26 protein-coding genes are annotated in these 25,426 nt (G+C 64.7%); 11 read left to right on the top strand and 15 right to left on the bottom strand.

All coding sequences use genetic code 11. From position 1 onward, the window contains the following. Positions 1 to 303: 303 nt before the first annotated feature. Both ASE16_RS02390 and ASE16_RS02385 read left to right on the top strand, forming a co-directional pair. Positions 304 to 1,767: an amino acid permease gene (locus ASE16_RS02390; RefSeq protein WP_055890163.1), complete on the top strand. Its 1,464-nt coding sequence runs from the start codon at positions 304 to 306 to the stop codon at positions 1,765 to 1,767. Positions 1,768 to 1,816: 49 nt separating this feature from the next. After that, entirely contained in the window at positions 1,817 to 2,749 is a 933-nt protein-coding gene (locus ASE16_RS02385) for an HAD-IIB family hydrolase (RefSeq protein WP_082581158.1), read from the top strand. A gap of 58 nt (positions 2,750 to 2,807) precedes the next feature. On the opposite strand, the gene ASE16_RS02380 is transcribed toward ASE16_RS02385, so the two are convergent. The 3 genes from ASE16_RS02380 to ASE16_RS02370 all read right to left on the bottom strand — a co-directional run bounded on the left by ASE16_RS02380 (position 2,808) and on the right by ASE16_RS02370 (position 5,309). Further along, on the bottom strand, positions 2,808 to 3,560 hold the full coding sequence (locus ASE16_RS02380) for an SDR family NAD(P)-dependent oxidoreductase (RefSeq protein ID WP_055890160.1): 753 nt from the start codon (positions 3,558 to 3,560) through the stop codon (positions 2,808 to 2,810). Between the two features lie 69 nt (positions 3,561 to 3,629). Beyond that, a complete protein-coding gene (locus tag ASE16_RS02375) occupies positions 3,630 to 4,463 on the bottom strand; it encodes an SDR family NAD(P)-dependent oxidoreductase (protein WP_055890159.1) in 834 nt (277 codons plus the stop codon). Between the two features lie 30 nt (positions 4,464 to 4,493). Further along, a complete protein-coding gene (locus tag ASE16_RS02370) occupies positions 4,494 to 5,309 on the bottom strand; it encodes an SDR family NAD(P)-dependent oxidoreductase (RefSeq protein WP_055890157.1) in 816 nt (271 codons plus the stop codon). 88 nt (positions 5,310 to 5,397) lie between these two features. On the opposite strand from ASE16_RS02370, the gene ASE16_RS02365 reads away from it, so the two are divergent. After that, complete coding sequence (locus ASE16_RS02365; RefSeq protein ID WP_082581157.1) at positions 5,398 to 6,009, top strand: TetR/AcrR family transcriptional regulator; 612 nt, start codon at positions 5,398 to 5,400, stop codon at positions 6,007 to 6,009. A gap of 172 nt (positions 6,010 to 6,181) precedes the next feature. Here the strand turns inward: ASE16_RS02365 and ASE16_RS02360 are convergent, their stop codons facing one another. The 3 genes from ASE16_RS02360 to ASE16_RS02350 form a co-directional block, all read right to left on the bottom strand. Continuing rightward, positions 6,182 to 6,847: an MFS transporter gene (locus tag ASE16_RS02360; RefSeq protein ID WP_055890154.1), complete on the bottom strand. Its 666-nt coding sequence runs from the start codon at positions 6,845 to 6,847 to the stop codon at positions 6,182 to 6,184. A gap of 250 nt (positions 6,848 to 7,097) precedes the next feature. Further along, positions 7,098 to 7,742, bottom strand: coding sequence for a GntR family transcriptional regulator (locus ASE16_RS02355; protein ID WP_082581155.1), 645 nt, complete (start codon positions 7,740 to 7,742; stop codon positions 7,098 to 7,100). 98 nt (positions 7,743 to 7,840) lie between these two features. Beyond that, a complete protein-coding gene (locus tag ASE16_RS02350; protein WP_055890149.1) occupies positions 7,841 to 8,797 on the bottom strand; it encodes a lactate/malate family dehydrogenase in 957 nt (318 codons plus the stop codon). Positions 8,798 to 8,915: 118 nt separating this feature from the next. On the opposite strand from ASE16_RS02350, the gene ASE16_RS02345 reads away from it, so the two are divergent. Beyond that, positions 8,916 to 9,248: a hypothetical protein gene (locus ASE16_RS02345; RefSeq protein ID WP_055890148.1), complete on the top strand. Its 333-nt coding sequence runs from the start codon at positions 8,916 to 8,918 to the stop codon at positions 9,246 to 9,248. Between the two features lie 613 nt (positions 9,249 to 9,861). On the opposite strand, the gene ASE16_RS02340 is transcribed toward ASE16_RS02345, so the two are convergent. After that, positions 9,862 to 11,514 carry a SulP family inorganic anion transporter gene (locus ASE16_RS02340; protein WP_055890146.1) on the bottom strand — a complete coding sequence of 551 codons (1,653 nt, stop codon included), beginning with the start codon at positions 11,512 to 11,514 and terminating at the stop codon, positions 9,862 to 9,864. Beyond that, complete coding sequence (locus tag ASE16_RS02335; RefSeq protein WP_055890144.1) at positions 11,511 to 11,876, bottom strand: ArsR/SmtB family transcription factor; 366 nt, start codon at positions 11,874 to 11,876, stop codon at positions 11,511 to 11,513. The genes ASE16_RS02340 and ASE16_RS02335 overlap by 4 nt, the downstream gene beginning before the upstream one ends. A gap of 112 nt (positions 11,877 to 11,988) precedes the next feature. On the opposite strand from ASE16_RS02335, the gene ASE16_RS02330 reads away from it, so the two are divergent. Further along, the gene (locus tag ASE16_RS02330) at positions 11,989 to 12,774 is read left to right on the top strand and encodes a DeoR/GlpR family DNA-binding transcription regulator (protein ID WP_157480002.1); all 786 of its coding nucleotides are present in this window, start codon (positions 11,989 to 11,991) and stop codon (positions 12,772 to 12,774) included. Positions 12,775 to 12,782: 8 nt separating this feature from the next. Here the strand turns inward: ASE16_RS02330 and ASE16_RS02325 are convergent, their stop codons facing one another. From ASE16_RS02325 to ASE16_RS02295, 7 genes are read right to left on the bottom strand one after another with little or no spacing between them, the layout of a single operon-like run. Then, a complete protein-coding gene (locus ASE16_RS02325) occupies positions 12,783 to 13,019 on the bottom strand; it encodes a hypothetical protein (RefSeq protein ID WP_055890139.1) in 237 nt (78 codons plus the stop codon). Beyond that, positions 13,016 to 13,819, bottom strand: coding sequence for an FAD-dependent oxidoreductase (locus tag ASE16_RS02320; protein WP_162255957.1), 804 nt, complete (start codon positions 13,817 to 13,819; stop codon positions 13,016 to 13,018). Before ASE16_RS02320 ends, ASE16_RS02325 begins: the two co-directional genes overlap by 4 nt. Further along, positions 13,812 to 15,269, bottom strand: coding sequence for an NAD(P)/FAD-dependent oxidoreductase (locus tag ASE16_RS02315; RefSeq protein ID WP_055890136.1), 1,458 nt, complete (start codon positions 15,267 to 15,269; stop codon positions 13,812 to 13,814). The genes ASE16_RS02320 and ASE16_RS02315 overlap by 8 nt, the downstream gene beginning before the upstream one ends. After that, complete coding sequence (locus ASE16_RS02310; RefSeq protein ID WP_055890134.1) at positions 15,269 to 16,786, bottom strand: xylulokinase; 1,518 nt, start codon at positions 16,784 to 16,786, stop codon at positions 15,269 to 15,271. Before ASE16_RS02310 ends, ASE16_RS02315 begins: the two co-directional genes overlap by 1 nt. Positions 16,787 to 16,833: 47 nt before the next feature. Next, the gene (locus tag ASE16_RS02305) at positions 16,834 to 17,610 is read right to left on the bottom strand and encodes an ATP-binding cassette domain-containing protein (protein WP_235500268.1); all 777 of its coding nucleotides are present in this window, start codon (positions 17,608 to 17,610) and stop codon (positions 16,834 to 16,836) included. Beyond that, entirely contained in the window at positions 17,607 to 18,596 is a 990-nt protein-coding gene (locus ASE16_RS02300) for a sugar ABC transporter substrate-binding protein (RefSeq protein ID WP_082581153.1), read from the bottom strand. The genes ASE16_RS02305 and ASE16_RS02300 overlap by 4 nt, the downstream gene beginning before the upstream one ends. Further along, a complete protein-coding gene (locus tag ASE16_RS02295; protein ID WP_200949535.1) occupies positions 18,593 to 19,642 on the bottom strand; it encodes an ABC transporter permease in 1,050 nt (349 codons plus the stop codon). Before ASE16_RS02295 ends, ASE16_RS02300 begins: the two co-directional genes overlap by 4 nt. A gap of 312 nt (positions 19,643 to 19,954) precedes the next feature. Between ASE16_RS02295 and ASE16_RS02290 the strand changes: the two genes are divergently transcribed. From ASE16_RS02290 to ASE16_RS02265, 6 genes are read left to right on the top strand one after another with little or no spacing between them, the layout of a single operon-like run. Beyond that, on the top strand, positions 19,955 to 20,809 hold the full coding sequence (locus ASE16_RS02290; protein ID WP_055890130.1) for a PIG-L deacetylase family protein: 855 nt from the start codon (positions 19,955 to 19,957) through the stop codon (positions 20,807 to 20,809). Then, positions 20,806 to 21,807, top strand: coding sequence for a Gfo/Idh/MocA family protein (locus tag ASE16_RS02285; protein WP_055890129.1), 1,002 nt, complete (start codon positions 20,806 to 20,808; stop codon positions 21,805 to 21,807). Before ASE16_RS02290 ends, ASE16_RS02285 begins: the two co-directional genes overlap by 4 nt. Before the next feature lie 14 nt (positions 21,808 to 21,821). Next, positions 21,822 to 22,751, top strand: coding sequence for a 6-phosphogluconolactonase (locus ASE16_RS02280; protein ID WP_055890126.1), 930 nt, complete (start codon positions 21,822 to 21,824; stop codon positions 22,749 to 22,751). Between the two features lie 2 nt (positions 22,752 to 22,753). Then, on the top strand, positions 22,754 to 23,719 hold the full coding sequence (locus tag ASE16_RS02275; protein ID WP_157479997.1) for a ribose-phosphate diphosphokinase: 966 nt from the start codon (positions 22,754 to 22,756) through the stop codon (positions 23,717 to 23,719). Further along, entirely contained in the window at positions 23,712 to 24,188 is a 477-nt protein-coding gene (locus ASE16_RS02270; protein WP_055890121.1) for a ribose-5-phosphate isomerase, read from the top strand. Before ASE16_RS02275 ends, ASE16_RS02270 begins: the two co-directional genes overlap by 8 nt. Further along, the gene (locus tag ASE16_RS02265) at positions 24,188 to 24,973 is read left to right on the top strand and encodes a triose-phosphate isomerase family protein (RefSeq protein WP_055890119.1); all 786 of its coding nucleotides are present in this window, start codon (positions 24,188 to 24,190) and stop codon (positions 24,971 to 24,973) included. Before ASE16_RS02270 ends, ASE16_RS02265 begins: the two co-directional genes overlap by 1 nt. Positions 24,974 to 25,426: the final 453 nt, after the last annotated feature.

Genomic DNA, 25,426 nt, shown 5'->3' with positions numbered 1-25,426 from the left:
GTTGCGTTCCCGCGCCGCGGGACCGACAGGTTGGGCATGCAGCCTGCCCTACTCGTTTATGCGGTTTACTCATATATTCTTGAACCAGTTGTGCTTGTTGACGCAACTTAGGCACCTGCATTCTGTTAGAAACACTCACAGTTCCTAGGCGGAGAGCCATTGCATCGGTGCCATCATCAGCCACGATCGATTCCCCGCGAGAGGCACCGGCAAGCGGAGTCGCGCATGGGTCGGCGGTCCGGTTCCGGGATGAGCAGCAATCAACAGGAACACATCGCGCGACACCGCGCAGTTAGGAAAACGATGTCTCAGCACGACGTTGTGCAGGAAGCGGCGAAAGTCGATGAGCATGGCTACCGGAGGCACCTCAAGCCTCGCCAGATCGCCATGATCGGGATGGGTGGCGCGATCGGAACGGGGCTCTTCCTCGGATCCGGTGGACGCCTCCACCAAGCCGGCCCGGCGCTGGCAATCTCATACGTGGTTTGCGGCGTCTTCGCCTTCTTCGTTCTTCGTGCTCTAGGGGAGCTCGTTTCTCATCGGCCCTCTTCTGGCTCCTTCGTCTCTTACACGCGGGAGTTCTTCGGCGAGAAGTGGGCCTTCACAGTCGGTTGGACCTACTGGCTGAACTGGGTGGTCGTCACCATCATTGATTCGACGGCGGTAGCTCTCTACTTGACGTTCTTCGGGAAGTACATCCCGTGGATGGCGACCGTACCTCAATGGCTCTACGCACTCGGAACCGTCGCCGTAGTGGTCCTGCTGAATCTCATCTCGGTCAAGGTTTTCGGTGAACTCGAGTTCTGGTTCTCCATGATCAAAGTCGCCGCTCTGGTTGCGTTCATGGTTGTCGGAATCCTCGTCATCGTGTTCGGTGTGCCGGTCAACGGGCATACCCCTGGCTTCGGTCTTCTGATGAACAACGGCGGATTCCTTCCCGTGGGAATCGTTCCAGCCCTCGTCCTCATTCAAGGCGTCGTATTCGCCTTCGGATCGATTGAGCTCATCGGTACCGCCTCCGGAGAAGCTCAGAACCCTGAAAAGACCATGCCGAAAGCAGTAAACGCAGTCGTAGTCCGGATCACTGTCTTCTACATCGGTTCCATCGTTCTGCTGTCGCTACTTATGCCGTATCAGTCGTATGTGGCTCACACGTCTGCGTTTGTGTCGTTCTTCGGCGCGATCAACGTCCAGGGCGCCGACGTGATCATGAACATGGTGGTCCTCACGGCCGCGTTGTCGTCACTCAACGCCGGCCTGTACTCCACTGGGCGGATCATGCGCTCGCTCGCTGCCAGAGGATCGGCCCCGAAATTCACCGTACGGATGACCCGCTCCGGCGTGCCCTGGGGTGGGCTGTTGATGACAGCTGGGGCAGGACTTGCTGGCGCGTTCCTGAACTATCTGATCCCCTCCGAAGCCTTCGAGATTGCTTTGAACGTCGACGCCATCATCCTGCTTCTCACGTGGACCGCGATCATCGTCTGCCAAATCCGGCTTCGCTCCTTGACCAATCGCGGACTGGTCGCGCGGCCGCCTTTCCGGATGCCCGGGGCTCCCGTGACCGCCTGGGCAACCCTCATCTTCTTCGCCGTGGTGATTGCGCTGATGTTCTTCGATACCACCGGCATCGGCCGCACAACCGTGCTGTCGTCGCTGGCGCTTATCCCTGCGCTCATCATCGGCTGGCTCGTGGCGCGACGGCACGTGGCTCGCAACGCCGCCGAGAGGGAGTCGACAGGAACGGACTCGATCACCATCCCCTAACGGCGCCGCACCGCACCCCCGTCTCTGACCTTTTCACCTAAGGAGAACTATGTCCAGCACGCACAAACCAGATACTGACCGTACTGTGGCGCCGAGCAATTCAGCGCCCGCACTTCGGCCCCTACTGATCAGCGATCTTGACGGCACACTCTTCAACGCCAAGAAGGAGGTGACTCCGTTTACCGCAGAAACCATCAACCGCTTCGTTGAAGGTGGCGGGCTGTTCACAATCGCAACAGCGAGGATGGCGCATGGCTGTATCGATCGGCTCGCCGCCGTCAACCTCACCTTGCCTGGTGTCGTGATGAATGGGGCAGCTCTCTACTCCTTCACGACCAACACCTACACGCACCATTACCCGATCACGGAGGACGACGTACGCCGGGTGGCGGACCTCATCACCACCAATAGCGCCGGCGCGTTCGCGTACGCGATCACGAGCGCTGGCACGCTCAGCGTGGCGTACCTTCGTGATGAAGATCTCGACCACGCTCAGTACTACAGCGAAGCGGCTCAGGCGCATCAAATCGAGTTCACCCGGCTATCCCCCGAACGCTGGGCGGATCTGGGCACCATCATTTATGTTGCGGTTATCGGCAGCGACGCCCAGCTCGACGCCCTCGAGAAGCCGCTTGCGGAACTGGGCACAGTGCAGACGTTCCTGTTCCGGAACATCTACACAGATCGCAACTGCTTGGAGATCGCGAGTGCAGCCGCGGGTAAGGCAAGCGGTGCCGAGTATCTGAGGAAGGCCCTGCGCGCCGACGCGTTGATCGCATTCGGCGACAACCACAATGATCTGGGCATGATGGCTGCCGCCGACACTAGTTTCGCCCCCTGCAACGCGGTGCCGGAGGCCGTCGCAGCTGCCACAACCGTCATCGATACGAATGACAATGACGGCGTTGCCCGCGTGATCATGGAACGGTTCAGCGCGGTGGAAGCGCCCCAAGACCGCGCCGCAGTAGCTTCGATGGAATGACTCCGCCGGTGGTGAGTCTGCTCCGCTGTGTTCAGACGGCGCGGACTCACCGACCGATCTAGAGCATCCCGCCCGACGCTTTGATGATGTCTCCCGTGATCCACCCGGAGTCATCCGATGCGAGAAAGACCGCCGCCTTCCCGAGATCCTTGGGCGTTCCGAGCCTGCCAAGTGGGGTGAGCGCTTCAAACTCGGCGGCGTACGGGCTACCTTCGTAAACGCCAAGCCCGGCCGCCCCCTCGGTGATCGTGGCGCCGGAGGAGAGCGCGTTCACACGGATACCTCGCGGCCCCAACTCACGGGCAAGTTCTAGCGTGAGCGAGTTGATGGCGCCCTTGGTGGAAGAGTAAGCGACCGAATGCAAGGGCGGGTTGGTTGCGCCTTGCGAAGTGAGGTTGATAATGGTGCCTCCCTTGCCCTCGAAATGGATAATGGCCTGCTGAATCGTAAGCAAGTCACCGAGAACATTGACGGCATAATGTCGGAGGAACTGGTCTGGCGTGACTTGTTCGACCGGCTCGAACGTGAAGGTCGCAGCATTGTTGACCAGAACGTCGATGGGGCCGAATGCATCCTTCGCTGCATCGAAAAGCCGCTCGACGTCTTTCGGGTTGGAAACGTCCGCTTGAACGGCGATCGCGCGGCCGCCGTGAGACCTGATGTGACCGGCGACTGCTTCGGCGCCTGCTATGTCGCTACTGTAATCGACAACGACAGCGGCGCCGGCCGCGGCAAGCTCCTTAGCGATGCCGGCGCCGATGCCTTTGGATGCGCCGGTGACGATGGCGACTTTCCCTTCCAAGGTGCTCATTGAATACTCCTTACCTCGTGTACTTCGTTACTGGGTTATGTCCGCCTGACGGCGGGAGCGGCGCTGTTGCTACCGGGCAGCTGTGGTGAGAAGTTGTTCTGAGCGATCCCAGAGCTGCCTGGCGAGATCCGTGTCGAGCGCCTGTGGGTTGTTGCGTCGGGCGGGACGTCGCTTCTCGTAGTAGGTTCCCGACTGCCAGTCATTGCCGGGTTGTGTTTCGGCCAACCAGACCAACTGTTCGGCACCTTGCTCGGGCGTGCGCATGAACGCGCGACCGATCCGGCTGTTGTAGATCCGCTTCATGAAACTGTCCGAGTCGGTGGCGAAGCTGGTCGCAACCGCGCCAGGGTGGAAAGCCGCTGCCGAGATGCCCTGCGCGTTGTAACGATGGTGCAGCTCCTTGGTGAAGAGAATGTTCTCCAGCTTCACCGTGCCGTAGGCCAACTGAGGCGTGAAGTCGCGATCATGATCAAGGTCGTCGATCACGAGCTTCCCGAAAAGTCGTGCACCAGAACTCGAAGTCTGAATTACTGTTGCCTCGCTGGCGACAAGCTTGTCCATGAGCAGCCTGCTGAGCAGGAACGGGGCGAGGTGATTGATCTGAAACGTCTTCTCGAAACCGTCGGCCGTCTTGGTGCGGTCCCCGAAGATCCCACCGGCGTTGTTGGCGAGCACGTCAATTCGCGCATATGCGTGGTCAAGATCATCCGCGAGTTTGCGGACGTCGTCGAGCCTTGAGAAGTCGGCGACGAAGTGGTCGACCCCCAAATGCCGGGCGACAGACTCCGTCTTCTTCGGCGAGCGGCCCACGATCACGACACGGTGACCGTGGTTGTGAAGAATGCGGGCACCGGCTGCGCCGATACCGTCGCTCGCGCCGGTAATAATGATGGTTTTGGGCATGGTTTGATTCCTTTATCGATATGACCTTCGCTACTTGCCTTCGGCGAGCATGGAGATGTCTTGGTTGTTCTGCCACGTGCGTATTCGCTGTGCATAGAGCGGCTGGACGATCTGCAGCCCCTGCCTTCCGAAGAACACCCGCAACGGAGGCTCAGCCGCGTCCGCGACGGCAAGGATCGCTGACCCCACCGCAGAAGGGTCGTTGCTCAGCCCACCACCGTGTCCGAAAGCCGTCTGTTTGATCGCCTGGTATTCAGGCAGGGGCTTCGCCCACTTCGCGCTCGCCCCACCCCAATCGGTCGCGTAGCCTGCAGGCTGGACAAGGGTCACCTTGATCCCGAATCCGGCAACCTCCTGCGCCAAAGATTCCGTCAGCCCTTCCAGTGCCCATTTCGACGCGTGATAGCCACCGAGGATGGGGAACGCGGCAACACCGCCCACGGTGGAGATCTGGATAATGTGGCCGGCGCCTTGCTCTCGAAGGATCGGGAGGACTGCCTGTGTGACATGGAGGGGGCCGAACAGGTTGACCTCGAGCTGCCCCTGGAGTTCGTCAGGCGTCAGTTCTTCGACGGCACCGAACAAGCCGTAACCGGCGTTGTTGACAACGACGTCAATAGAACCAAAGGCGTCTTTGGTGCGGGAGACGCTCGCAAAGACAGCATCGCGATGGGTGACGTCGAGCCCGATAGGAAGGAGCCGGGGCCCGTAGATGTCGGTGAGATCCGTAAGCGATTCGAGTTGGCGGGCGGTCGCCGCGACATTGTCGCCACGTTCGAGGGCGGCCTTCGCGAACTCGTTGCCAAGGCCACGACCGGCACCGGTGATGAACCACGTTCTTGTCATCTGAATCCCTTCGACTAAGTACTGGACAGTGTATGCCTAAGTTGTCAGTCGCTGTCAAGTTTGACTGTTATTGATACAATCTGTTTCTATGAGCCAACCTCAGGCACCTGGGCTTCGGGAGATCACACGACAGGCTGTGCGAACGCAGATCACGGAAGCAGCCAATGCACTTTTCGTGGAGCGCGGATACGAGGAAACGACCATCGACGAAATCGCCCACGCTGTCGGGATTTCGCCGCGGAGCGTCTTTCGATACTTTCCGACGAAGGAAGACATCGTCGTCGGAAAGTTCGACCTGGTCGCCGAGAAGATGCTCAACCTTCTCCGCGAACGCCCGAGCGGCGAGCCGATCTGGACCTCACTCCGGCACTGCTTCGACTTGCTCGTGCCTTACGTCGATGCGCCGGGAATGCCAGAAGTTGCCGAGCCGATGCAGCGGATCGTCTTCGAAACGCCGTATCTGCTGGCCCGATACCTCGAGAAACTCCAGAAGATGCAGGACGCGGCCGTTGTGGCACTCCGTGAGCGAGCCGTCCTCGCCGGCGAGCCATACGCCGACGAGGACCCGGCACCACGCGCCATCGCTGCTGCCGCGTTCGGATGCCTCATTGCGGCTCAGCATTCCTGGCTCGCTGCCCCAAAATCCACAAGATTCGCCGCTTCCATTGACCGCGCCATGTCAGTCGTAGGACCCACCTGATGCGTGCACAACTCCTAACGAGTTGAGAAACCTAGCGGGACGTGGACACCGAGCGTCAGCGCGTCTCCCGGTCGGTTGAGGAGTCTGGGCACGAAAACAGCCGCCTGCTGCGGGCCCCGGTCGGCATTCGCATTCGGTTCGCCGGAGCTGGCTCATGAATGGGCGTGGTTCGTTAGTTAGCTGTCGATCGTTCGATGCAGTCCTCCTCCAAAGTCCGCTCCTTCGTCTCTGGCACCATCACCAGAACGAAAATGAGGGCGAGGGCGCAGACTCCGGCGAAGACGAAGAAGGTCACGGCGCTACCGACCTCCGCGACCAAAATCGGAAAGAACTGCGAGATGAGGTAGTTTCCTCCCCACAGCGCAAACGCGGCAATCGATGCCGCAGCACCGCGCACACGTGTGGGGAAGATCTCGGAGATGACTACGTAGGTGACTGTTCCGAACGAGACGGCGAAGAAGACGACATAGGCGAGAACGAAGGCCAGAGGGGCTACCCCCTTCGGATGCGCGGAGAGAAACACGGCCCCGATCGAAGCCTCCAGCACCATCATTGCCGCCGCCCCGACAATCAGCAACGTGCGTCGCCCGACCTGATCGATCAGCCACATGGAAACGAGCGTCGCCAAGACAAGCACGACTCCGATCAACATGGTGCTTGAGAGCGCGTCAGTCGTTGGTAGCCCAGCGCTCTTGAATATCTCGGGAGCGTAATAGAACACAGCGTTGATCCCTGTGGCCTGTTGGAACAAGGACACGAAGAACCCAACGGTGAGAGCTCTGCGTAGCCCCGGTGAGAGGAGTTCTTTGACTTCCGACCGGCCCTCGTCACCGGCCACAGTCGTTCGAATGTCGTCAAGTTGGTGCCGTGCGTGTCAGGCCGACCCTGTCAATTTCTCCAGCACCGTTCTGACACCCGGCGTGCATACCCTCGTCCTGACCAAACTCGACGGGACGTACACAACATTCGACGGGATTGAAGTCGATAACCCCTGACGTCGAATGCGGCTGCGGTCGGGAGCCTTAGCCCTGGCCGCAGCCGCAAGTTGCGTCTAAACCTACGTATAGACAATCTTTTCCGCGCACGCCTCAACGGTCAGAGAAGAGCGCACCGTGGGTGGCGAGAAGGTGACTGCGGAGAGCGTCGTCGAGCTCGCGCCACTGTCCATCACGAATGTGTCGTATCAGACCACGATGCTCGTCGATGATTCGACGGGCGCGATCACCGGTCGTCGACAGGCCCCGCGCAATCATGAGCGACTGACGGTCCCGCAACCGATCGTAGAACTCGAGGATGACAGGGTTGCCAGCTGCAGCGACGAGTTCACGATGAAAGTCGATGTCGAGGTCCACGAACGAATCGAGGCTCCCGTCATCCAGCCTTGCCTCCTGCTCATCGACCGTGGCATCTAACGTCGACGCCAAACTCTCGCGAACACCTTCTGACACGCGCCTCACCGCGGTGAGTTCTAAGAAGTGTCGGGCGTCGGCAATATTGTTCGCCTCATCCGCGCCAATCTCCCGCACCAGGGCGCCACGCTGCGGATACACAGTGATCCAACCCTCATCCTGCAGCCGGAGAAGGGCGGAGCGGACCGGGGTGCGGCTGACACCGATTCGGCTAGCCAGCTCGTTCTCGCTGAGCATTGTCCCCGGCCGGAACTCACCCGACGCAATCGCTTCGCGGATGGCTGTGTGCGCGCGCTCAGAAGCGCTTGCTACCTTCTCGCCCACTCGCGTCGCCCCTCACTCTTGCCAGCTAATGTACCGCGTGGACGCAACTTGTGTCCTGCTGGCGACGAGCATGGACCGCCGACCACCGCGGAGCGCTGTCATCGTGACGCTGCGTACGAGTCGAGAGCGATCGATGCTGCACTACGGAGCACCGCTGCGCTGGCTTCGAGCCCAGCGTTCTCTTCCGGCGTTAGGGCGGGAAGGAGTGTCTGAATCACGCCCGTCGCTCCCAGGATCGATGGAGACGCCAGCGTCACCCCGTACTTCTCCTGGAAGGAAGCAACTGGGAACACCGCTCGCTCGTCCCTGACGATCGCCTCCGCGAGCCGGCCAACAACGGCGCCAATCCCGTATTGGCTGGCACCGATCCCCTCGATGATCGAAAGGTTGCCGAACGTGACCGCTGCTTGGATCCGCCACTTTACTTCCTCGACGTCGTCCCCGCGGCGCGCGATGAGATCCACAACCCGTTCGCCGCCGACCCGAGCGGAAGACCACAGGTAGACACTCGACGTGCCGTGCTCGCCGACGACGTAAGCATCCACATCACATGCACGCACGCCGAGCTCCTTCGCAATCTGGTGCCGGAAGCGCAACGAATCGATGACTGTGCCCGCGGAAACAATATTCTTGGCGGGCGCGAGCGCTCGCGTAAGGTCAGCCAGCGGCTCCGGCGGGTCGGTGACCACCAGGAGGGTCGCGTCCGGCGCGGCACCCACAACCGCGGGAATGATCTCGCGGTACGCCGTCGCATTCACCGGGATGAGATTAAGCCGCCCCTTCGGGTCGTTTCGATCCGTCGCACCACCCTTCTTCTCATTTACACCAGCCGTGATAATCACCAGTTCCGCACCTGCTAGCCGGCCATACTCCCCTGCGCTCACCGTCGAAAGCGAGCTCAGCGCGGCAGCATAAGACAGATCCTCAGCGAGACCGACGGCCTTCTTCGCGTCCTTGTCAACGACGACGACGTCCGGGTCCACGCCACCTCTGCGCACGAGCGCGCTTACCGTGGCGGCTCCTACTGTTCCGGCTCCGATGACTCCGATCTTCATTTCCTTCTCCATTCCGATCCCCGCCACTTGGACACGACAAAAGTACCACTTGTATCCCAGATGCGCTAAAGTAGGCTCATCGCCCCCATTTCGAGGCGCGAGCGAAAGGAAGACCACCATGACCGCACACACCGCAAGCGTCACCGCCGAGTTCCAGCCGCAACTCGTGGCCACAATCTCCGCCGAGCAGCTCCTGACGGCTCTTCCAGCCCGAGACCTGACAGAAGATGAGTTCGTAGCCACCCTCCCCCAGCCCGGCCTCGGTTCCCCTCGCGTGCTAGTCGGAAGACTTGACGCCGGTCAGCCTTACGACCGGATTATCATGCGCTACGACTCGAACGGCCGGGGCTTCGAGCGCACCTGGTCCCGGGTCAACACTTCAAACACGCCTGCCCGCTACCTCCTCGAGTCCGACACCTCTTCAACCGGCTATGTCAGCAGCCCGAACTGAACTGGAACGTCTCTGGATAGGGCATCCTGTTCGCAGACCCGCGCACGATTCGTGCGGGCCGAAGTCGTAAGCACCCATCGCCACGGCGCTCGGTACGTTTGCCCTCGGCATCCAAGGGATAGAAGAGCACGGCGGCCAGTCCAAGGTCGGGCACGGGGACGTCGCCGTTCAGCGGATCCCCGCGATCCGACGACGACGAGTCCGTGTGCTCTGCGCGGTCGAACAGAGCGAAGACGGGGTTCTTGTGGGGGCCGGGGATGGTGACGCATGCCCAGCCGCCTGGAGCTGTCGAACACGATACTGGCAAAAGTGACGGGGCGAAACGTGGGCCGTAGTTGGCAGCACCGAGTGTGAGATCGACAACGCAGAGGCCCGACGCTTCGCCCGCGCTGGGCGATCCGGTAGGCGGCCCAAAGGTTTCGACGAGGTCGACGCGAACGAGACTTGACTCGACGACCTGGGGCCTCGCTTCTGCGCATCGTCTAATCCGCGCGCGATGCGGCCGGAAGCTCCGAGCCAGTGGCCAGCACGGGAACTCCGGTGTCCTAAGTGGTCACGTCGACGCGTGATTGCGCGCACCGGCGCACTGTCAGTCGCAATCCAGGGAACTGTCTCAGGCCGGCGTAACAGTGTCCGGCGCAGCCCGGATGATGTGGCTGCGTGCGTGAGCGGTAGCGGCGTCGAGGCTGTCGAACAGGTGGTTCTGGTGGCGGAGGGCGGAGATGACGCCGACGCGCGTGGCGACGCTCACGTGGCGCGTCTGGATCCCCTTGATGAGCACGGTGATCCCGCGTCGCTCGAGGCGGGTGATCAGCTCGGTGATGACTTGTGCGCCTGTGGCGTCGAGGATCTGCAGTTGCGACATCCGCAGGATAACGACGGTGACGTTCTCGATCGCGCTCACCCGCCCGAGGATCCGGTCGGCTGCTCCGAAGAAGAGGGCTCCGTCGAGTCTGAACAGGGCGATGTGATCGTCGCCTGGTCGTACGGGACCGGGGAGTTCCTCCCTGTGGACCCCGCTGGTGGCGGCGATCGCGCGGAGGGCGAAGAATGCCGCGACCGCGATGCCGATCCCGACCGCGTAGATGAGGTCGAAGCTGACGGTGATCAGAGCGGTGATCACGAACACGAGCGCGTCGGATCTGGTCGAGCGGAGGACGGTTCGCACGGTCCCGATCGAGATCATCCGTGCTGCGGTCACCATCAGGACGCCGGCGAGTGCGGCCAGCGGGATGACCGCGACGACCGTACTGGCCACGTACACCACCAGCAGGAGGACGAGCGCGTGGATGATCGCGGCGAGCCTGGTCCGCCCGCCGGAGCGGATATTGACCGCCGTGCGGGCGATCGCACCGGTCGCGGGCATTCCGCCGAAGAACCCGGATGCGACCGAAGCGAGGCCTTGGCCGACGAGTTCCCGGTCCGCGTCGTACGGTCCGGTGTCGGAGATCGACACAGCGACCCTGGCGGAGAGGAGGGACTCGATCGCGGCCAGAGCCGCCACGGTGAAAGCGGGCCCGATCAGCGAGACGACGGTCGCCCCGTCGAGCGCCGGAACCTGCGGGGCGGGCAGAGTACTGGGAAGGACCCCGATCGTGGCGACGGGGAGGTGCGCGAGAGCGGCGGCGGCACTGACGACGACGATGGCGATGATCGACCCTGGCAGACTCTTATGGAGCAACGGCGCGCCGATCATGATCGCTGCGACCACGATCACGACCGCCAGCGACCACCAGAGGGCGCCGGTCGCCGCCGTGGCGAACGACTGGACGGCGGCGACGAAAGCATTGCTGCTCGGTCCGGGCTTCGTCCCGAGCGCAGCGGGCACCTGTTGGAGGAAGATGATCACCGCGATCCCGAGGGTGAACCCCTCGATCACCGGCCACGGGATGAACGTCACTGCCCGCCCCAATCGCAAGGCTCCGGCGACGACGACGATGAGTCCAGCCAGAAGGCACACCGCACCGAGGATACCGACACCGTGGGTCGCGATGATCGGGCCGAGCACGACGACCATCGCCCCGGTCGGCCCGGACACCTGGACATTCGATCCGCCGAAGACCGCGGCGACGACGCCCGCGATGATCGCCGTCACCAAACCCGCCTCGGCTCCGGCGCCGGAACTCACTCCGAAGGCCAACGCCAACGGCAGCGCGACGATCCCGACCGTGAGACCGGCAAGAAGGTCCGACCGCCAGGTGCGGCGAAGATCCCGGTAGTCCGCCCGCGCAGGCAACAGCGCACGAACCGCGGCCCACCCCGTCATGGCTGGACGGTCAAGGCAGGCAGCCCCACGGTCTCCACGAGCTGCTCCTGCGTGGTCGCCAGAATCTCCCCCAGCAACGACCGAGCGACCCGGAGCAGATCCGCGACCTGCGGATACGCCAACCGGTAGAACACCAGCGAGCCACGTCGTTCCGCGGTGACGAGATTGTGACGGCGCAACACGGCCAGATGCTGCGACAGATGGGATGCCTCCATCCCGGTATCGGCGAGAAGGTCGGCCACCGACACCTCGGGGGCCGCCGACACGACCTCCAGAATCCGCACCCGCACCGGATGCGACAACCCCTTGAACAGATTCGCCTTCACCTCGTACAGCGGTCGCCGTTCAGCCGTGAACTCCATCGTGGCCTTTCCATCATTTGATGAATTCACAATACCAGCATGATGCGAGATCCGCGCGTCGGTTCACCACTTTCGACGATATAATCACCATTCAGCCTGTTAGGAGCTTGCCGTGGTTGATGCGCCCCGCACGTCCGTTTCGACCCGTCAGCAGGAGATGGCGCAACTCGTCATCGCTGAGGGCCAGCTCAGCATCGCCGAGCTCGCCGAGCGGCTGAAGGTGAGTCAGATGACGGCGTACCGCGATGCCGATCGGCTCGCGGAGCTCGGGATCGTGCACCGTGTTCGGGGCGGGATCACCGCTCAACCGTCCTCGATCTTCGAGAGCAGCCTCGAATACCGCTCCCACGTCTTCCGCGCGGAGAAGGCGGCTCTCTCCGATGCTTGTCTGCGCATGGTCGAACCGGGGATGTCGCTGATCATCGACGATGGCACGACGCTCCTTCCCCTGATCTCGCGCCTCCACGAGCGCGCACCGCTGACCGTCATGACGACGTTTCTTCCCGCGATCACGGAGCTGTCGCAAGTGCGGGACATCAATCTGGTCGGGATCGGCGGGAGCTACCGGCGCCACTACGACAGCCTCGGCGGACTCCTCGCGACCGACATGATCGGTCAGCTCCGGGCAGACCTGCTCTTCCTCTGCCCCTCCGCGATCAGTGACGGTCTCGCCCTGCATCAGGAGGAGGACATGGTCGCGACCAAGCGTGCGATGATGACCTCGAGCGCTCGGAGGGTGCTGGTGGCCGACCACAGCAAGCTCGGCCGTCGCGCGACGCACCGGCTGGCACCCGTCGAGGACTTCGAACTGGTGCTGACCGACGACGGGGCGGACGACCAGGCGCTGACTCACGTGATGGACCGCGGGGTACAGGTCACGGTGGTACCGGTCCCCTGACGGGCACCTCAGAAGAGCAGAGCCCCGATCACCACTCCGACGACCACCAGCACCAGCGCAACACCCACGAGCAGCAGTGTCAGCCCGCCGGAGATGCGGGCGAGCACGGGCGGGATGTCGGACACGGTCGCCTCCACGGTCGCGGGCCACGTGCCCATGCTCCCTCGGAGCAGGATGCGGCGGCGACGGATGCGCACGGAGTCGACACTGAATGGGAAGCGCCCGACGGGCGAGTTGATGATCACGGGACGAGAACTCCTTCTGGTCGGGTTGGGGCAGCGGCTTCCTGGACGACGCGGCGGAGTGCCCTCGCGTCCAGACCGGGGTCGAGGGGTTGCACGAAGACCACGCCGTCGCTCTGGTCGCGAACCGCGCCGTCGACGTTGCGCAGCGGCAGCAGGGGGCCGGCGAGGATCACCGCGTCGCAGTAGAGCTGGACGGTGGCCGAGCCATGCCCGATGTCGAGCAGGTCGACCCTGTCCGTGCCGTGCAGCCGCAGCGGGCTGTAACCGGGCCACCAGTCGACGCGCTCACCGAGCGCGCCGGCGGGAGGCGTTCCTCCGACGACGGTCACTCGTCCGTGCTCCATCAGGTGCGGAAGGACGATCGCCGCTTCGTCCGTGCCGCCGACCACGACGGGCCTGTGCCCGAGGACGACACCCGCGTCCAGCAAGTGGTGGGCGACTGTGGAAGCGAACACCCCGGCCAGACGGCCGCCTGCGATGCCGAGCTCGGCAGCCGTGGGCGGACGGTTGCCGCCGGCGAAGACGAGGCGGTCCGCCTCGATCCACCGCACGGCGCCGGGCCCGACCACCAAGAGTCGTCGGTCGCGCCAGCGGATCGCGCTGCTGCCGAGGAGGAACTCCACGCCGAGGCGCCTGCACTCCTGCGCGGCCGCGATCACGGCCGGGTGGTCGAATCCCCACACACCGCCGACAGTGGGAAGACGTTCGACGAGGATGACCGAGTCCCCGCGGGCAGCTCGGGATGCGGCGGCGATCAGCCCGCTGAGGCCGGCCCCGACGACCACGACACGCTCACTCAACGCCGACCACCCCTGAACCGGCGCCCATCCCGACAGCCGCAGGAGCGACATCCCTGGCATTGGCGCACATGAAGATGACCCCCGCCATGCACAGTGAGCCCTGGCACCTGCCGCCCGTCGCACGAGTGCGCTTGCGCACTCCCTCGACGGAGACGGCGGGGACGCAGGCGTGCACGGCGTGATCGATCTCGGCCGCCGTCACCTGCTCGCACAGGCACACGACCAGCTCCTCGGTGATGTCGTCCCGCTCCCGGAGCTCCGGATGCGGTTGCTCGCGCAGCCGCGGCGGTATCGCGAGTCTGTCGAGCGCATCCGATCGCTCCCGCACATCGAGGCCGAGCGCCCCGAGGATGGCGGTGATCCGCCGGGCGATCGCCGGAGAGGTCGAGACGCCTGTTGACCGGTTTCCCGCGTGGACGAAGTTGCGGACCTGCCGGTCCTGCCGCACGCGGATGGGCTCGTCGGAGGCCGGCCTGTTCCCCGCGTACGACTTGATCGCGCGGTCGAGGGAGACCGTCGGGATGAGCTTCCTGGTGAGCTCGAAGACAGTGGCCAGGCCAGGACGGTCCGTCTCGGTGTCGCCTGGCGCTCCCCCCTCGACCGCATCCGGGCCGAGCAGGACGCTGCCGTTGGTCGTCGGCGCGATCTCGATGCCGCGCGTCGTGGCCGTCGGGATGGGCAGCACGATGCGCGAAACCGTCTCGCCGAAGTCGCGATCGAGGATCCAGTACTGCCCTCGCCTCGGCCACATCCGGATGCTCTCACCGCCTGCGAGTTCACTGATGGCGCCGGACTGAATCCCCGCAGCGTTGACGAAGTATCTGCCGCGGACCGCGCCGTGCGGGGTGACGGCGGCCGCGAGCGCGCCGTCGGCGTCCCTCTCGAAGTCGAGCACGGGCGCGTCGAAGACGAAGGCGGCGCCGTTCAGGCCCGCCAGCTCGGCGTACGCCCAGGTGAGCCGCATCGGGTCGATGATCCCCTCGTCCGGGTAGAACACAGCACCCACGCACGCCTCGCTGAGGAGGGGCTCGAGCTCTCGCGCCTGGTCGCCGGTGAGGCGCTCGACCCTGACTCCCGCCTCGCGCACATCGCGCTCGAGGCCGTCGAGGGCCGCGAAGCCCTCCTCATCCAGCGCGACGGTGAGGGCGCCGATCCGGTCGTACGGCACACGCAGCCGCTCGCACAGGTCCTCCCAGTCGTCGTTGGACTCGTTCAGCAGGTCGCAGTCGAGCGTGCCCTTGGCCGAGTAGTAGGAGCTGGTGATGCCGGCGTTCGCCTTGCTCGCGCCCTCGGCGACGTCCGACGCCGCCTCGAGCACACACACGGACGCGTTCGTCGCGGCGAGTGCGGACGCGATCGCCGTCCCGATGACACCCGCTCCGACGACGACGACGTCGAAGGTGTCCCCCGCCACTGCCGCGTATTCGACACGGCCCCTCCTGCTGCTCATCAGTGCTCTCCTTTCGTGAAGGCTTCAGCGATCGTGTCGAACGTCGCGAGATAGTCCTCGCGGATGCCCGCGTATTCGGCCGCCGCAACCGCATCCGGCTCCACGGCTGGCAGCGTGCGGACCATGCTCGCCGCCGCCGCGGCGGGCGTGGAAAACCAACCGATGGCGACGGCTGCGAGTACGGCACCGCCCACGGCCGCAGCCTCGGTCACCTCGGTCGCCCGGATCGGGTGGTCGAGGATGTCCGCTTTGACGGCGTTCCACGATGCACTGCCCGCCTCGCCGTCGACGATCGTGAGCGGCGCCGCCGTCTCGACGTCCTGGCCACCGACCAGCAGTTCCCAGGTGCGCGGATACAGGAACGCGATGCCCTCGATCACGGCACGCGCGAGGTGCTCGCGCCCGTGGTGGCTGGTGATGCCGAAGAACACCCCCGAGGCTTCGTCGAGGTAGTACGGCGCGCGCTGTCCTCCGTCGACGAAGGGGTAGAACCGCACGCCGGCGCTTCCACGCGGCGCGGTCATGGCCAGGTCGACGATCTCGGGATAGCCGAGTTCGGGGACGATGGTGTTCCGGAACCAGCGGAGAGCGGAACCTGCGCTGTCGATCGTCACCTCGCGCACGAACGTGCCGGGCGCGACGTGGGGCGACGTGTCGCCGATACCGCTCAGGTCCGGCGTGTACTGCTGGAGAACCAGCCGCCAGTCGCTGCAGGTGCCGGTGCCGAGGCAGATCTCCCCGGGGGCGACAGCGCCGCCGCCGAGAGTCGCCGCCTGGTCGTCGGAGCCCCCCACCGCCAGCACTGTGCCGGTGGGCACGCCGAGGAGTTCGGCGTCCCGTGCGCTCAGTTGCCCCCATTCCTCCCAGGGGCGGAGGGTGGCGCTGTCGAAGAGGGAGGCGGAGACGCCCTCCGGGCCGAGGAGCTCGTCGCTCCACTCTCCTGCGGCGATGTCGAAGGCGAGTGCTCTTGTCGGCGTCGTCAGATCGGTCTCGGTGCGCGATCCGAACGCACCGAGCACGTAGTCCTTGGGCGAGACGACCCGTCGGGTCGCGGCCCAGACGTCCGGCTCCTCGTCCTTGGTCCAGAGGAGGTTGCCGAGGCCGAGGCCGACGATCGGCCTGGCGCCTGTGATCTCCAGGAGGCGCGCGTCGCCGTGGCGTTCTCTCATTCGGCGCGTCTGCACTCGTGCGCGCTGGTCCGTCCAGCTGATGGCTCGTCGCAGCGGCCGCCCGTCCGCGTCGAGCAGGACGAACGGGTCGCGCTGGGCGACGAGCCCGATGCCCGCCACGCGCAGGCCCTGTGCCGACGCCTCTGCAGCGAGCCGGGAGACGACCTCCCTGAACGCGGCGCGCCAGTCGTCGGGGTCGTTCTCGTTCCAGCCGGAGTGAGGCGAGTGCATCCGGTACTCGGCGCGGGCTTCGCCGAGCGAACGCCCATCCGCGGTCATCAGCACGCCCTTGGTACTGCTCGTGCCGAGATCGACCCCGATCACCGCCGCTTCACCGGATGCACTCATCCCGACTCCTTTTCACAGTTTGTATGTTGAGAGTAACAGACTATTTGTTAATTTGATTCGCGCAGGCCGACACCTGTGGTGATGTAGTGCACGAGCTCCTGCGTGGAGGTGTCGGCGGTCCGCATGCCGGCCACCATGCGGCCTCCCCTCAGCACGTACACCTGGTCAGCGGTGTCGATGACCTGCTGCATGTTGTGACTGATCAGGAGCACACCGAGGCCGGAGTCCGCAAGCGCGCGCACGATCCCGAGAACCTTCGCGGTCTCCTGGACACCGAGTGCGGCCGTCGGCTCGTCCATCAGCACGGCGTGAGTGTGGCCGGTGCCCACGGCCCGCGCGATCGCGACCCCCTGACGCTGACCGCCGGAGAGGCGTCGCACGGGCGCGTTGGCGGACGGCATGTTGATCGCATACCGCTGCAGGAGCTCCTCCGATCGGCGCGCCATCTCCTTCTTCTTGAGCCGATAGAGTCCGGCCCAGCCGTGGCGCAGTTCCCTTCCAAGGAAGATGTTCGCGGACACGTCGAGGTTGTCGGCGAGGGCGAGTTCCTGGAACACCGTCTCGATACCGAACGCCCTGGCACCGAGGGGACTGCCGAAGACGGCACGATCACCGCTGACGAGGATCTCTCCTTCGTCCGGCTCGTGCACGCCGGACAGGCAGCGAACGAGCGTCGACTTCCCCGCGCCGTTGTCGCCGACCAGCGCCGTCACCTGACCACGCGGCACCGTCATGGAGACTCCGTTCAGAGCCACCACGCCGCCGAACCGCTTGACGACGTCCCGGACCTCGAGTGCGTTCCCGGTCACGGTCGCGGTGCTCACGAGACGCAGCCGCTCAGCGGGACGCCGGCCTTCTTCGCCATGTCCGTGAGGTTGTCGCGGTTGACGGGCTCGGCGGGAAACAGCACGTTCTTCGGCACGTCCTTGCCTGCTTTGATGTCCTTGGCGGTCTTGAGGACGATTTCGGCCTCCGCCTTGGGGAAGGTGGCCATCGTCTGGTACATCTGGCCCTTGCAGATGGCCTGCAGCGCCGCAGCCGTCCCGTCCACGCCGATGATGACCTTCTTGGTCGGGTCCTGGCCCGCGGAGACCATCGCCCGGATGGCTCCGAGCGCCACATCGTCATTGCCGCCGAAGACGCCGTCGACTTCACCCTTCGCCTGCAGGGTGTCCGTCATCTTCTGCTCAGCGTCGCGGAGCGTGTAGTCGGTGTTGACCTCCGCGACCACCGTGATGCCGGGGAACTTCTTGAGCGCTTCTCCACATCCCTCGGCCCGCTGCTTGGCGGCGAGGATCTGCAGCGGTCCGGTCAGGTTGATGACCTTGCCCTTCCCGTTCAGCGCCTTGCCCAGCGCGGTGCACGCGTTGAAGCCGTCCTTCACGCTGTCCAGGTAGACCAGCGAACGGTACTCGCCGGACGCAGGCTTCGCGATGAGGCTGATCACGGGGATGTTCGCCGCCTTCGCCGCGTCGAGCGCCGGAACGATCGCCTGAGGGTCGACAGCGTCGATGGCGAGGACGTCGACGCCGCGCGCGATGAGCGTATTGACGTTGTCGAGTTGGGTGGCCGGGTTGTCCGACGCCTGCGTGTCGATGATCGTCGCGCCCTGGGACTTGCCGAGCGACTTCTCAGCCGCCAGTTCGTCCGAGAAGAACTGGTTGTCGAGATTCTGATAGCTGTGGCCGATGGTCAGGCCCCCGCCGCCGGATGAGCCTGCTCCCGCCGAACAAGCGGAGAGAGCGAAGACGGCGACGACGGCGACGCTCGCCACGGCGAGCGGTCGGTGGAACGTGTTGTGGGTATTCATCGGGGTACCTTTCTGGTGAACAGGGATGTGATCGTCTTCTGGAATGACGCTTCTGGGGAGAGGAGCACGGCGACGAGAAGGGCGATGCCGAGAGCCATCGTCTGCCAGAAGCCGGAGATGCCGATCAAGTTGAGACCGGTCTGGAGCACGGTGAGGATCAGCACACCGAGGAACGTGTCGCGGAGATTGCCGCGGCCGCCGAAGAGACTCGCTCCGCCGACCACGACGGCGGCGATGACCTGCAGCTCGAGGCCTTGACCGGTGAGCGGACTGGCCGTGGCGAGGCGACCCGTATAGAGGATGGACGCGACAGCGGCGAGCACACCGGAGAGCACGTAGACGCCGATCAGCACGCGATCGATCCGGATGCCGGAGAGCTTGGCGGCCTCCGGGCCGCCGCCGACCGCGTACACGTGCCGACCGAAGCGGGTCTGGTTGAGGATCCAGTACCCGATCAGGAGCACGATGACGAGAACGACGACGGGGATCGGCACGGGACCCAGGTACCCGGAGCCGAGCCAGATGATGAAGGGATCGTGCATCGGCAACGGGCCGCCGTTGTTCCACAGCTGGGCGGCCGCGATCAGCACGTACATCATCCCGAGTGTCGTGATCAGCGGAGGCACGTGGAACTTCGCCACGAAGACGCCGTTGACGAGACCCGACAGCACGCCGATGGCCACAGCGACCAGAATGACGACGAGCGCGTTCCCCCCGAGTGCGAGCGTCGTGGCGCAGGCCATCCCCACGAAGCTGACCAGGCTACCGACGGAGAGGTCGATGCCCGCTGTCAGGATGACGAACGTCATGCCGACCGCCATGATCCCGACGGTCGACGACGCTCGGATGATGTTGATGAGATTCGCCTGCGTGAGGAACGACGGCGCGAGGATCGACCAGAGGACGATCTCGGCCAGGAGGACCGCGGGGAGGGCGAAGTCGCGACGATGTCGCGAGACGAAGGCGCGGAACCTTCTCGGGTCGGCGGCCTGTCCAACGGCTGCCGATGCGAGATGGTCGCGCATCGCTGGTGAGTGTGTAGCCATTTCCATCCTTCGATTCGGGCGGGGAACTCCAGCCTTCTGCGATGAAGGCTTGCGAGGTTGAAGGACACACAACTACCAAATGCGCTGATAAGTCAACAAGACGAATGTAAAGATTGTGTTTCGTCTCCCCCTGGAACGCGGATCGGGACCCGCCTTTCTGGGGCGTGCACCCACCGCTCCACGAGACAATTCTCTCGCTCATCGGCGGCAATTAGGCGCTTGATCTGGGTTTTAACTTCCGATACCAGAAATTAACACGCGATTCGAGATTTTCACGTACTCTTCTGTTTCAAAGACCGAGAGGACACTGGCATGGCAGACCCCCTGAACCAACAGCACGTCCGGCCCGTCGCGTTCGCGATCGCCGCCCACGCCGACGACATCGAGTTCATGATGGGCGGCACGCTCGCCCTCCTCGCCGACCGCGGCTGGGAGACCCATTACATGACCGTCGCCAACGGCTACGTTGGCAGTACGACGCACCGCATGGAGGAAATCGTCCAGCTCCGCGCCGACGAGGCGCGTGCCGGAGCGGAGTCGCTCGGCGCGGTCTGGCACCCGAGCGTCGTCAACGACATCGAGATTGTCTACTCGGTCGACCTGGTGCGCCGGATCACGGCGGTACTCCGCGAGGTGCGCCCGTCGGTCATCCTGACCCAGGCGCCCGACGACTACATGGACGACCACATCGAGACGTCCAGGGTCACTGCGAGCGCTGCGTTCAACCGCAACATGCCCAACTTCCAGTCGACGCCCCCGGTTCCCGCGTACCTGGACGACGTGACCGTCTATCACGCGCAGCCGCACGGCCTTCACGACATGCTGCGGCGCCTCGTTTATCCCGGTCTTTACGTGGACACCGCGAGCGTCCAGGATCGCAAGCGCGAAGCGCTCAGCCGCCATCGCACACAGGCCCAGTGGCTCGACGATACGCAGGGCTTCGGATCATTCACGGCCGAAATGGACGAGGTCGCACGCACCGTCGGCCGCCAGTCAAGACGATATGACGTTGCCGAAGGCTGGCGCAGGCACTCGCACATCGGATTCGGGACAGCCGGCGCTGACCCACTGGCGGAGGCGCTTTCGGATGTTTCCTTCATTGACGAGGACTACGAACGCGGCTTGACGGCACACCCGTACACACGTGAGGACAGGAGCGGACGATGAGGATCGGAATCGCAGGCTGCGGCATCCGCGGCCAACTCTTCGCGAGGGCGCTCTCCGGCGAGCCCGGCGTGGAGCTCGTCGGAATGTGTGACCCCTCTGCGGGAGCGCGCGAGCGCGCTGCGGCCGTCTTCGACGGGCCCATCCTGTCGAGTCACGGCGAACTCATCGCGAGCGGACTGGATGCGCTGATCGTCGCCACTCCGGACTTCGCGCACCGTGCCGTCGCCGTTGACGCGGCGGCGGCCGGACTCCAGCTCATGATCGAGAAGCCAATCGCCACCTCTGCGGAGGACGCGGCGGCGATCGTCTCCGCGGTCGAGTCCGCCGGCGTGAGCTGTTTCGTCGCGTTCGAGAACCGCTGGAATCCCGTCTTCCGCAAGGTCCGGCGCGCGGTCGCGGCCGGCGAGCTCGGCGACATCGTCTCCGTCACGGCCGTCCTCTCCAACACATACTTCGTGCCGACGCAGATGCTCTCGTGGGCCGCATCCAGTTCACCGGCATGGTTCCTCATGCCGCACGTGCTGGATCTGGCGATGTGGATCGCTGACGCCGCGCCGCGGTCGGTCGTGGCCCGCGGACGCCGAGGCGAGCTCGCCTCGCGTGGAGTCGACACTTGGGATGCTGTGCACGCACTGTTCGAGCTCGGCGAGTCGGCGATCGCGAATCTGCGCACGGAGTGGGTGCTGCCGGAGGGACGCCCGTCGATCGTCGACTTCCGCGTCGACGTCACCGGCACACGCGGCTCGTTCAGCATCGACAACAGCGACCAGGGAGTGCGCGTGGCCTCGCCGAAGCGCTTCTCGACCGTCGGCCTCCTCCCCGAGGAGATCGACGGTGAGGAGCAGAGCATGGCAGCCTGGATGGTTCGGTCCTGGGCACGGGGCCTCCTCTCCGGGAAGCCGGTCGGGCCCGATGCCCGGCACGGCGCCCTCATCACGCGCGCGGTGGAACTCGCCCACCGCTCAGCCGCCGACAGCACCGCCCTCGCGGTGCGCTGATCGACAGGATCGACATGACTGACCATTCCGGATTCCAATACTCCCCTGCCGCCTTCGTCGAGTTCCGTGACGTCGAGGCGTGCGAACGCGTCCGCGCCATCCGACGCGAAGACCTGACCGCACACCCGAACCCCGACTTTCAGATCGCGGTGGAAGACGACAGGACTGCCTTCTACCGCCGGTTCGCCGACGACATCGTCGACAGGATCGTCGCCGCCCGCGACGAGGGCCGACGCCACGTCGCCATCCTGCCCTGCGGACCGGTTCCCCACTACGCGATGGCCGCTGAGCGCATCAACCGCGAACGCATCTCGCTTACCCACGTGCACACGTTCAACATGGACGAGTATGCGAACGAGGACGGCGTCACGGCACCACTCACCTGGGCGGGATCCTTCCAGGCCGCGATGTTCTCGAACTTCTTCGACCTGATCGACCCCGAGCTGCGCCCGCCCATCGAGCAGATCCATTTCCCGACCACCGACACCATCGGCGGCTACAGCGACGCGATCGCCGGCCTCGGCGGAGCGGACGTCTGCTACGGCGGCATCGGGTGGGGCGGTCACATCGCGTTCTGGGAGCCACAGCTCGGACACGAGTTCGCCGGCGACCTGGATGCCTACCAGCAGGCCGGCGCACGCCTGGTGGAACTGCATCCGATGACAATCATGCAGAACGCGCTCCACTCTTTTTCCAGCGACTGGTCGTGGGTGCCGCCGAAGGCTAACACCATCGGACCCAGGGAGATTCTTGGCGCGCGGCACCGCTCGTTCTGGCTCGACGGCGACCTAGGTGCCGGCGCATCGTGGCAGCGTTTCATCGCCAGGCTCGTGGCCTTCGGCCCGGTCAGCGAGTTCGTGCCTGGCACACTGCTGCAGTTACGTCCCACCGACTACACGCTCCTCGGCTCCGTCGCGGACGATGTCGTGATCGCGATGGCCTGAAGGTGCGCGGCTCGGTAGAGGTGTTCGCAGGTAGCGCCGGTGTGGGGTTTGCCGAGGCGATGTGCGAGCGACTCGGTGTGCGTCTCGGGCGGAGCCGCCTGTCGCGGTTCGCGAACGATTGTCTCCAGGTTCAGCTCCTTGAGAACTGCCGCGAGCGGGATGTGTACCTCGTGCAGCCGCTCGTAGCGCCGGTGCAGGAGAACCTGATGGAGCTCCTCCTCATGGTCGACGCGGCCAAAGGCGCTTCCGCGGCGCGGGTCACAGCGGTGATGCCGCACTTCGCGTATGCGAGGTCCGATAAGAAGGACGCCCCGAGGATCTCGATCGGGGGTCGCCTGGTCGCCGACCTGCTGACGACCGCCGGCGTCGACAGGGTGCTCACAATGTCCCTACACGCTCCCCAGGTGCACGCGTTCTTCCGCGTGCCGACCGATCAGCTACACGCGCTCAGCGAGCTGGCCGAACATTTCCACACGCGGGATCTGAGTTCGACGACGGTCGTCTCGCCCGACCTCGGCAATGCCAAGACGGCGACGACGTTCGCCCGCATGCTCGGCACACCGGTCGCCGCAGGCGCCAAGCAGCGACTCGACGGCGACCGAGTGGAGATTACCTCGCTGATCGGCGAAGTGGACGGACGCGACGTGATCGTTCTGGACGACGAGGTCGCTAACGGCAGCACGGTGCTCGCCGTCATCGACCTGCTCGACCGCGGGGGCGCCGCGAGCATCAGGGTGGCCTGCACCCACGGGCTGTTCGCCAACGACGCGCTAGGGCGCATCCTGGCGACCGGCAGGGTGAGCGAGGTGGTGACCACGGACACCGTTCCGTCGCGGCACGGAGACGACCGACTGACGGTCATTTCCGTCGCCCCCGCCTTCGCGGAGGCCGTGCGCCGCATCCACAGCGGTGAATCCGTCAGCAGTCTGTTCCACGATTCCCTCTCGGAAAGGAGAGACCATGCCTGAACCACTCCGAATCGTCGTCGGCTCCGACGACGCAGGCTTCCGCTACAAGGAGGCCCTCAAAGCCGACCTCGCCGTCAGCGATCTGGTGGCCGAGGTCACCGACGTCGGTGTGGGCCACGACGGTCACACACCGTACCCGGACGTCGCGATCGAAGCCGCCCAACTCGTCGCCTCCGGTCAGGCTGACCGTGCCCTCCTGGTCTGCGGCACTGGCCTCGGCGTCGCCATCTCGGCGAACAAGGTGCCGGGCATTCGCGCGGTGACAGCGCACGACTCTTTCTCCGTTGAGCGCTCCGTCCTTTCCAACAATGCGCAGGTTCTTTGCGTCGGCGAACGGGTGGTCGGCCTAGAGCTCGCGCGCCGCCTCGTCCGCGAATGGCTAGACTATCGATTCGACCCGCAGAGCCCTTCCGCCGAAAAGGTCGCGGTCATCGAACGCTTCGAGCACCGCCCGACGGCGGACCTGTGATGTCCGCAGCGGCGGAACGAGGCGAGAGGCAGTTCACGATCGGAATCAGCCTAAAGCTCTACATGGGCGTGGCAGAATCTGCATCGTGGGCCGCTTCGCTGGCGCGAATCGCCCGGAACCACCCCGCCGCTGCGGCGACCGATATTTTTGTTGCGCCGTCCTTCCCCGCACTGCCCGCGGTCGCGGGCGCTCTCACGGGCAGCCGCATCCGACTCGCCGCCCAGGATGTCTTCTGGGAAGACGCGGGTGCCTTCACCGGCGAGGTCGGCGCCGGACAGCTCGTCGAGGTCGGCTGCTCCGTCGTCGAGATCGGTCACGCCGAGCGGCGACGACTGTTCGGGGAAACCGATGAGATCGTCGCCGCCAAAGCGGCGACATCTGCACGTCACGGGCTCCAACCTCTCGTGTGCGTTGGAGAGCCCGAGCACACATCAGCCCCCCTCGCCGCCCTGGAAGTCGTGACGCAGATCGACGCCGCTTTCGCCGGCGCCACGCCGGGCGAGATGCGCCCGTGGATCGTGGCTTACGAGCCGCACTGGGCGATCGGGCGCCAGCAGCCAGCTTCTACCGCGCATATCGCGCAGGTTCTCGATGCCCTAGCGCTCTGGGGAGCGGAATCCGGACACCGCCCGACACTGCTGTACGGCGGAAGCGCCCGTCCAGGAACCCTCACGGAACTGGCCGACACGACCTCCGCGGTCGATGGCGTCTTCCTCGGTCGCTACGCCCACGACCCTCGCACGCTAACGTCTGTACTCAACGAAATTGACGCTCTCGCGACTTAGCCGTTCTGACCACACTCAACTAATCTTTATTGCTACAGACTCTCAGACATGGCAATTCCGACAATTCACCGCTGGCAGCGGAAGTTCATTAGACAGTACTGCTCACCCAGCGGATCTGTACAACGATCGGACTCGTGGGGAACGGTGTTAGAGGCCCCCGAATAGTGGTTCGAGGGCATCGCCTCCGCGCCCCGCTCCGACTCGTCTGGCCATAACGCTCCCTGCGGTTATCCCAAACGCGTTCCCCAACGTGCTGAGAGGCCACCCGACTCGCGCAGCGATCTCGCCGCTGCGGATCAGGCTTTCGCTGAATGAGGCTGAGTTATCGTCGCGGCATCGACAGAAGACATTTCGACCTGACTTCACAATTTCAGGTCCGACGTCCTTACTCGACTGGCTGCCGATGGAAGAACTCACCTCGTACGTTCGCCCTTTTGTATTGCCAATGACGAA

Source organism: Leifsonia sp. Root227, assembly GCF_001428745.1.
In the GTDB taxonomy this organism is placed as follows: Bacteria; Actinomycetota; Actinomycetes; order Actinomycetales; family Microbacteriaceae; genus Leifsonia.
Note: the sequence above shows the minus strand (reverse complement) of the source record. Positions and strands in the feature narration are given on the sequence as shown.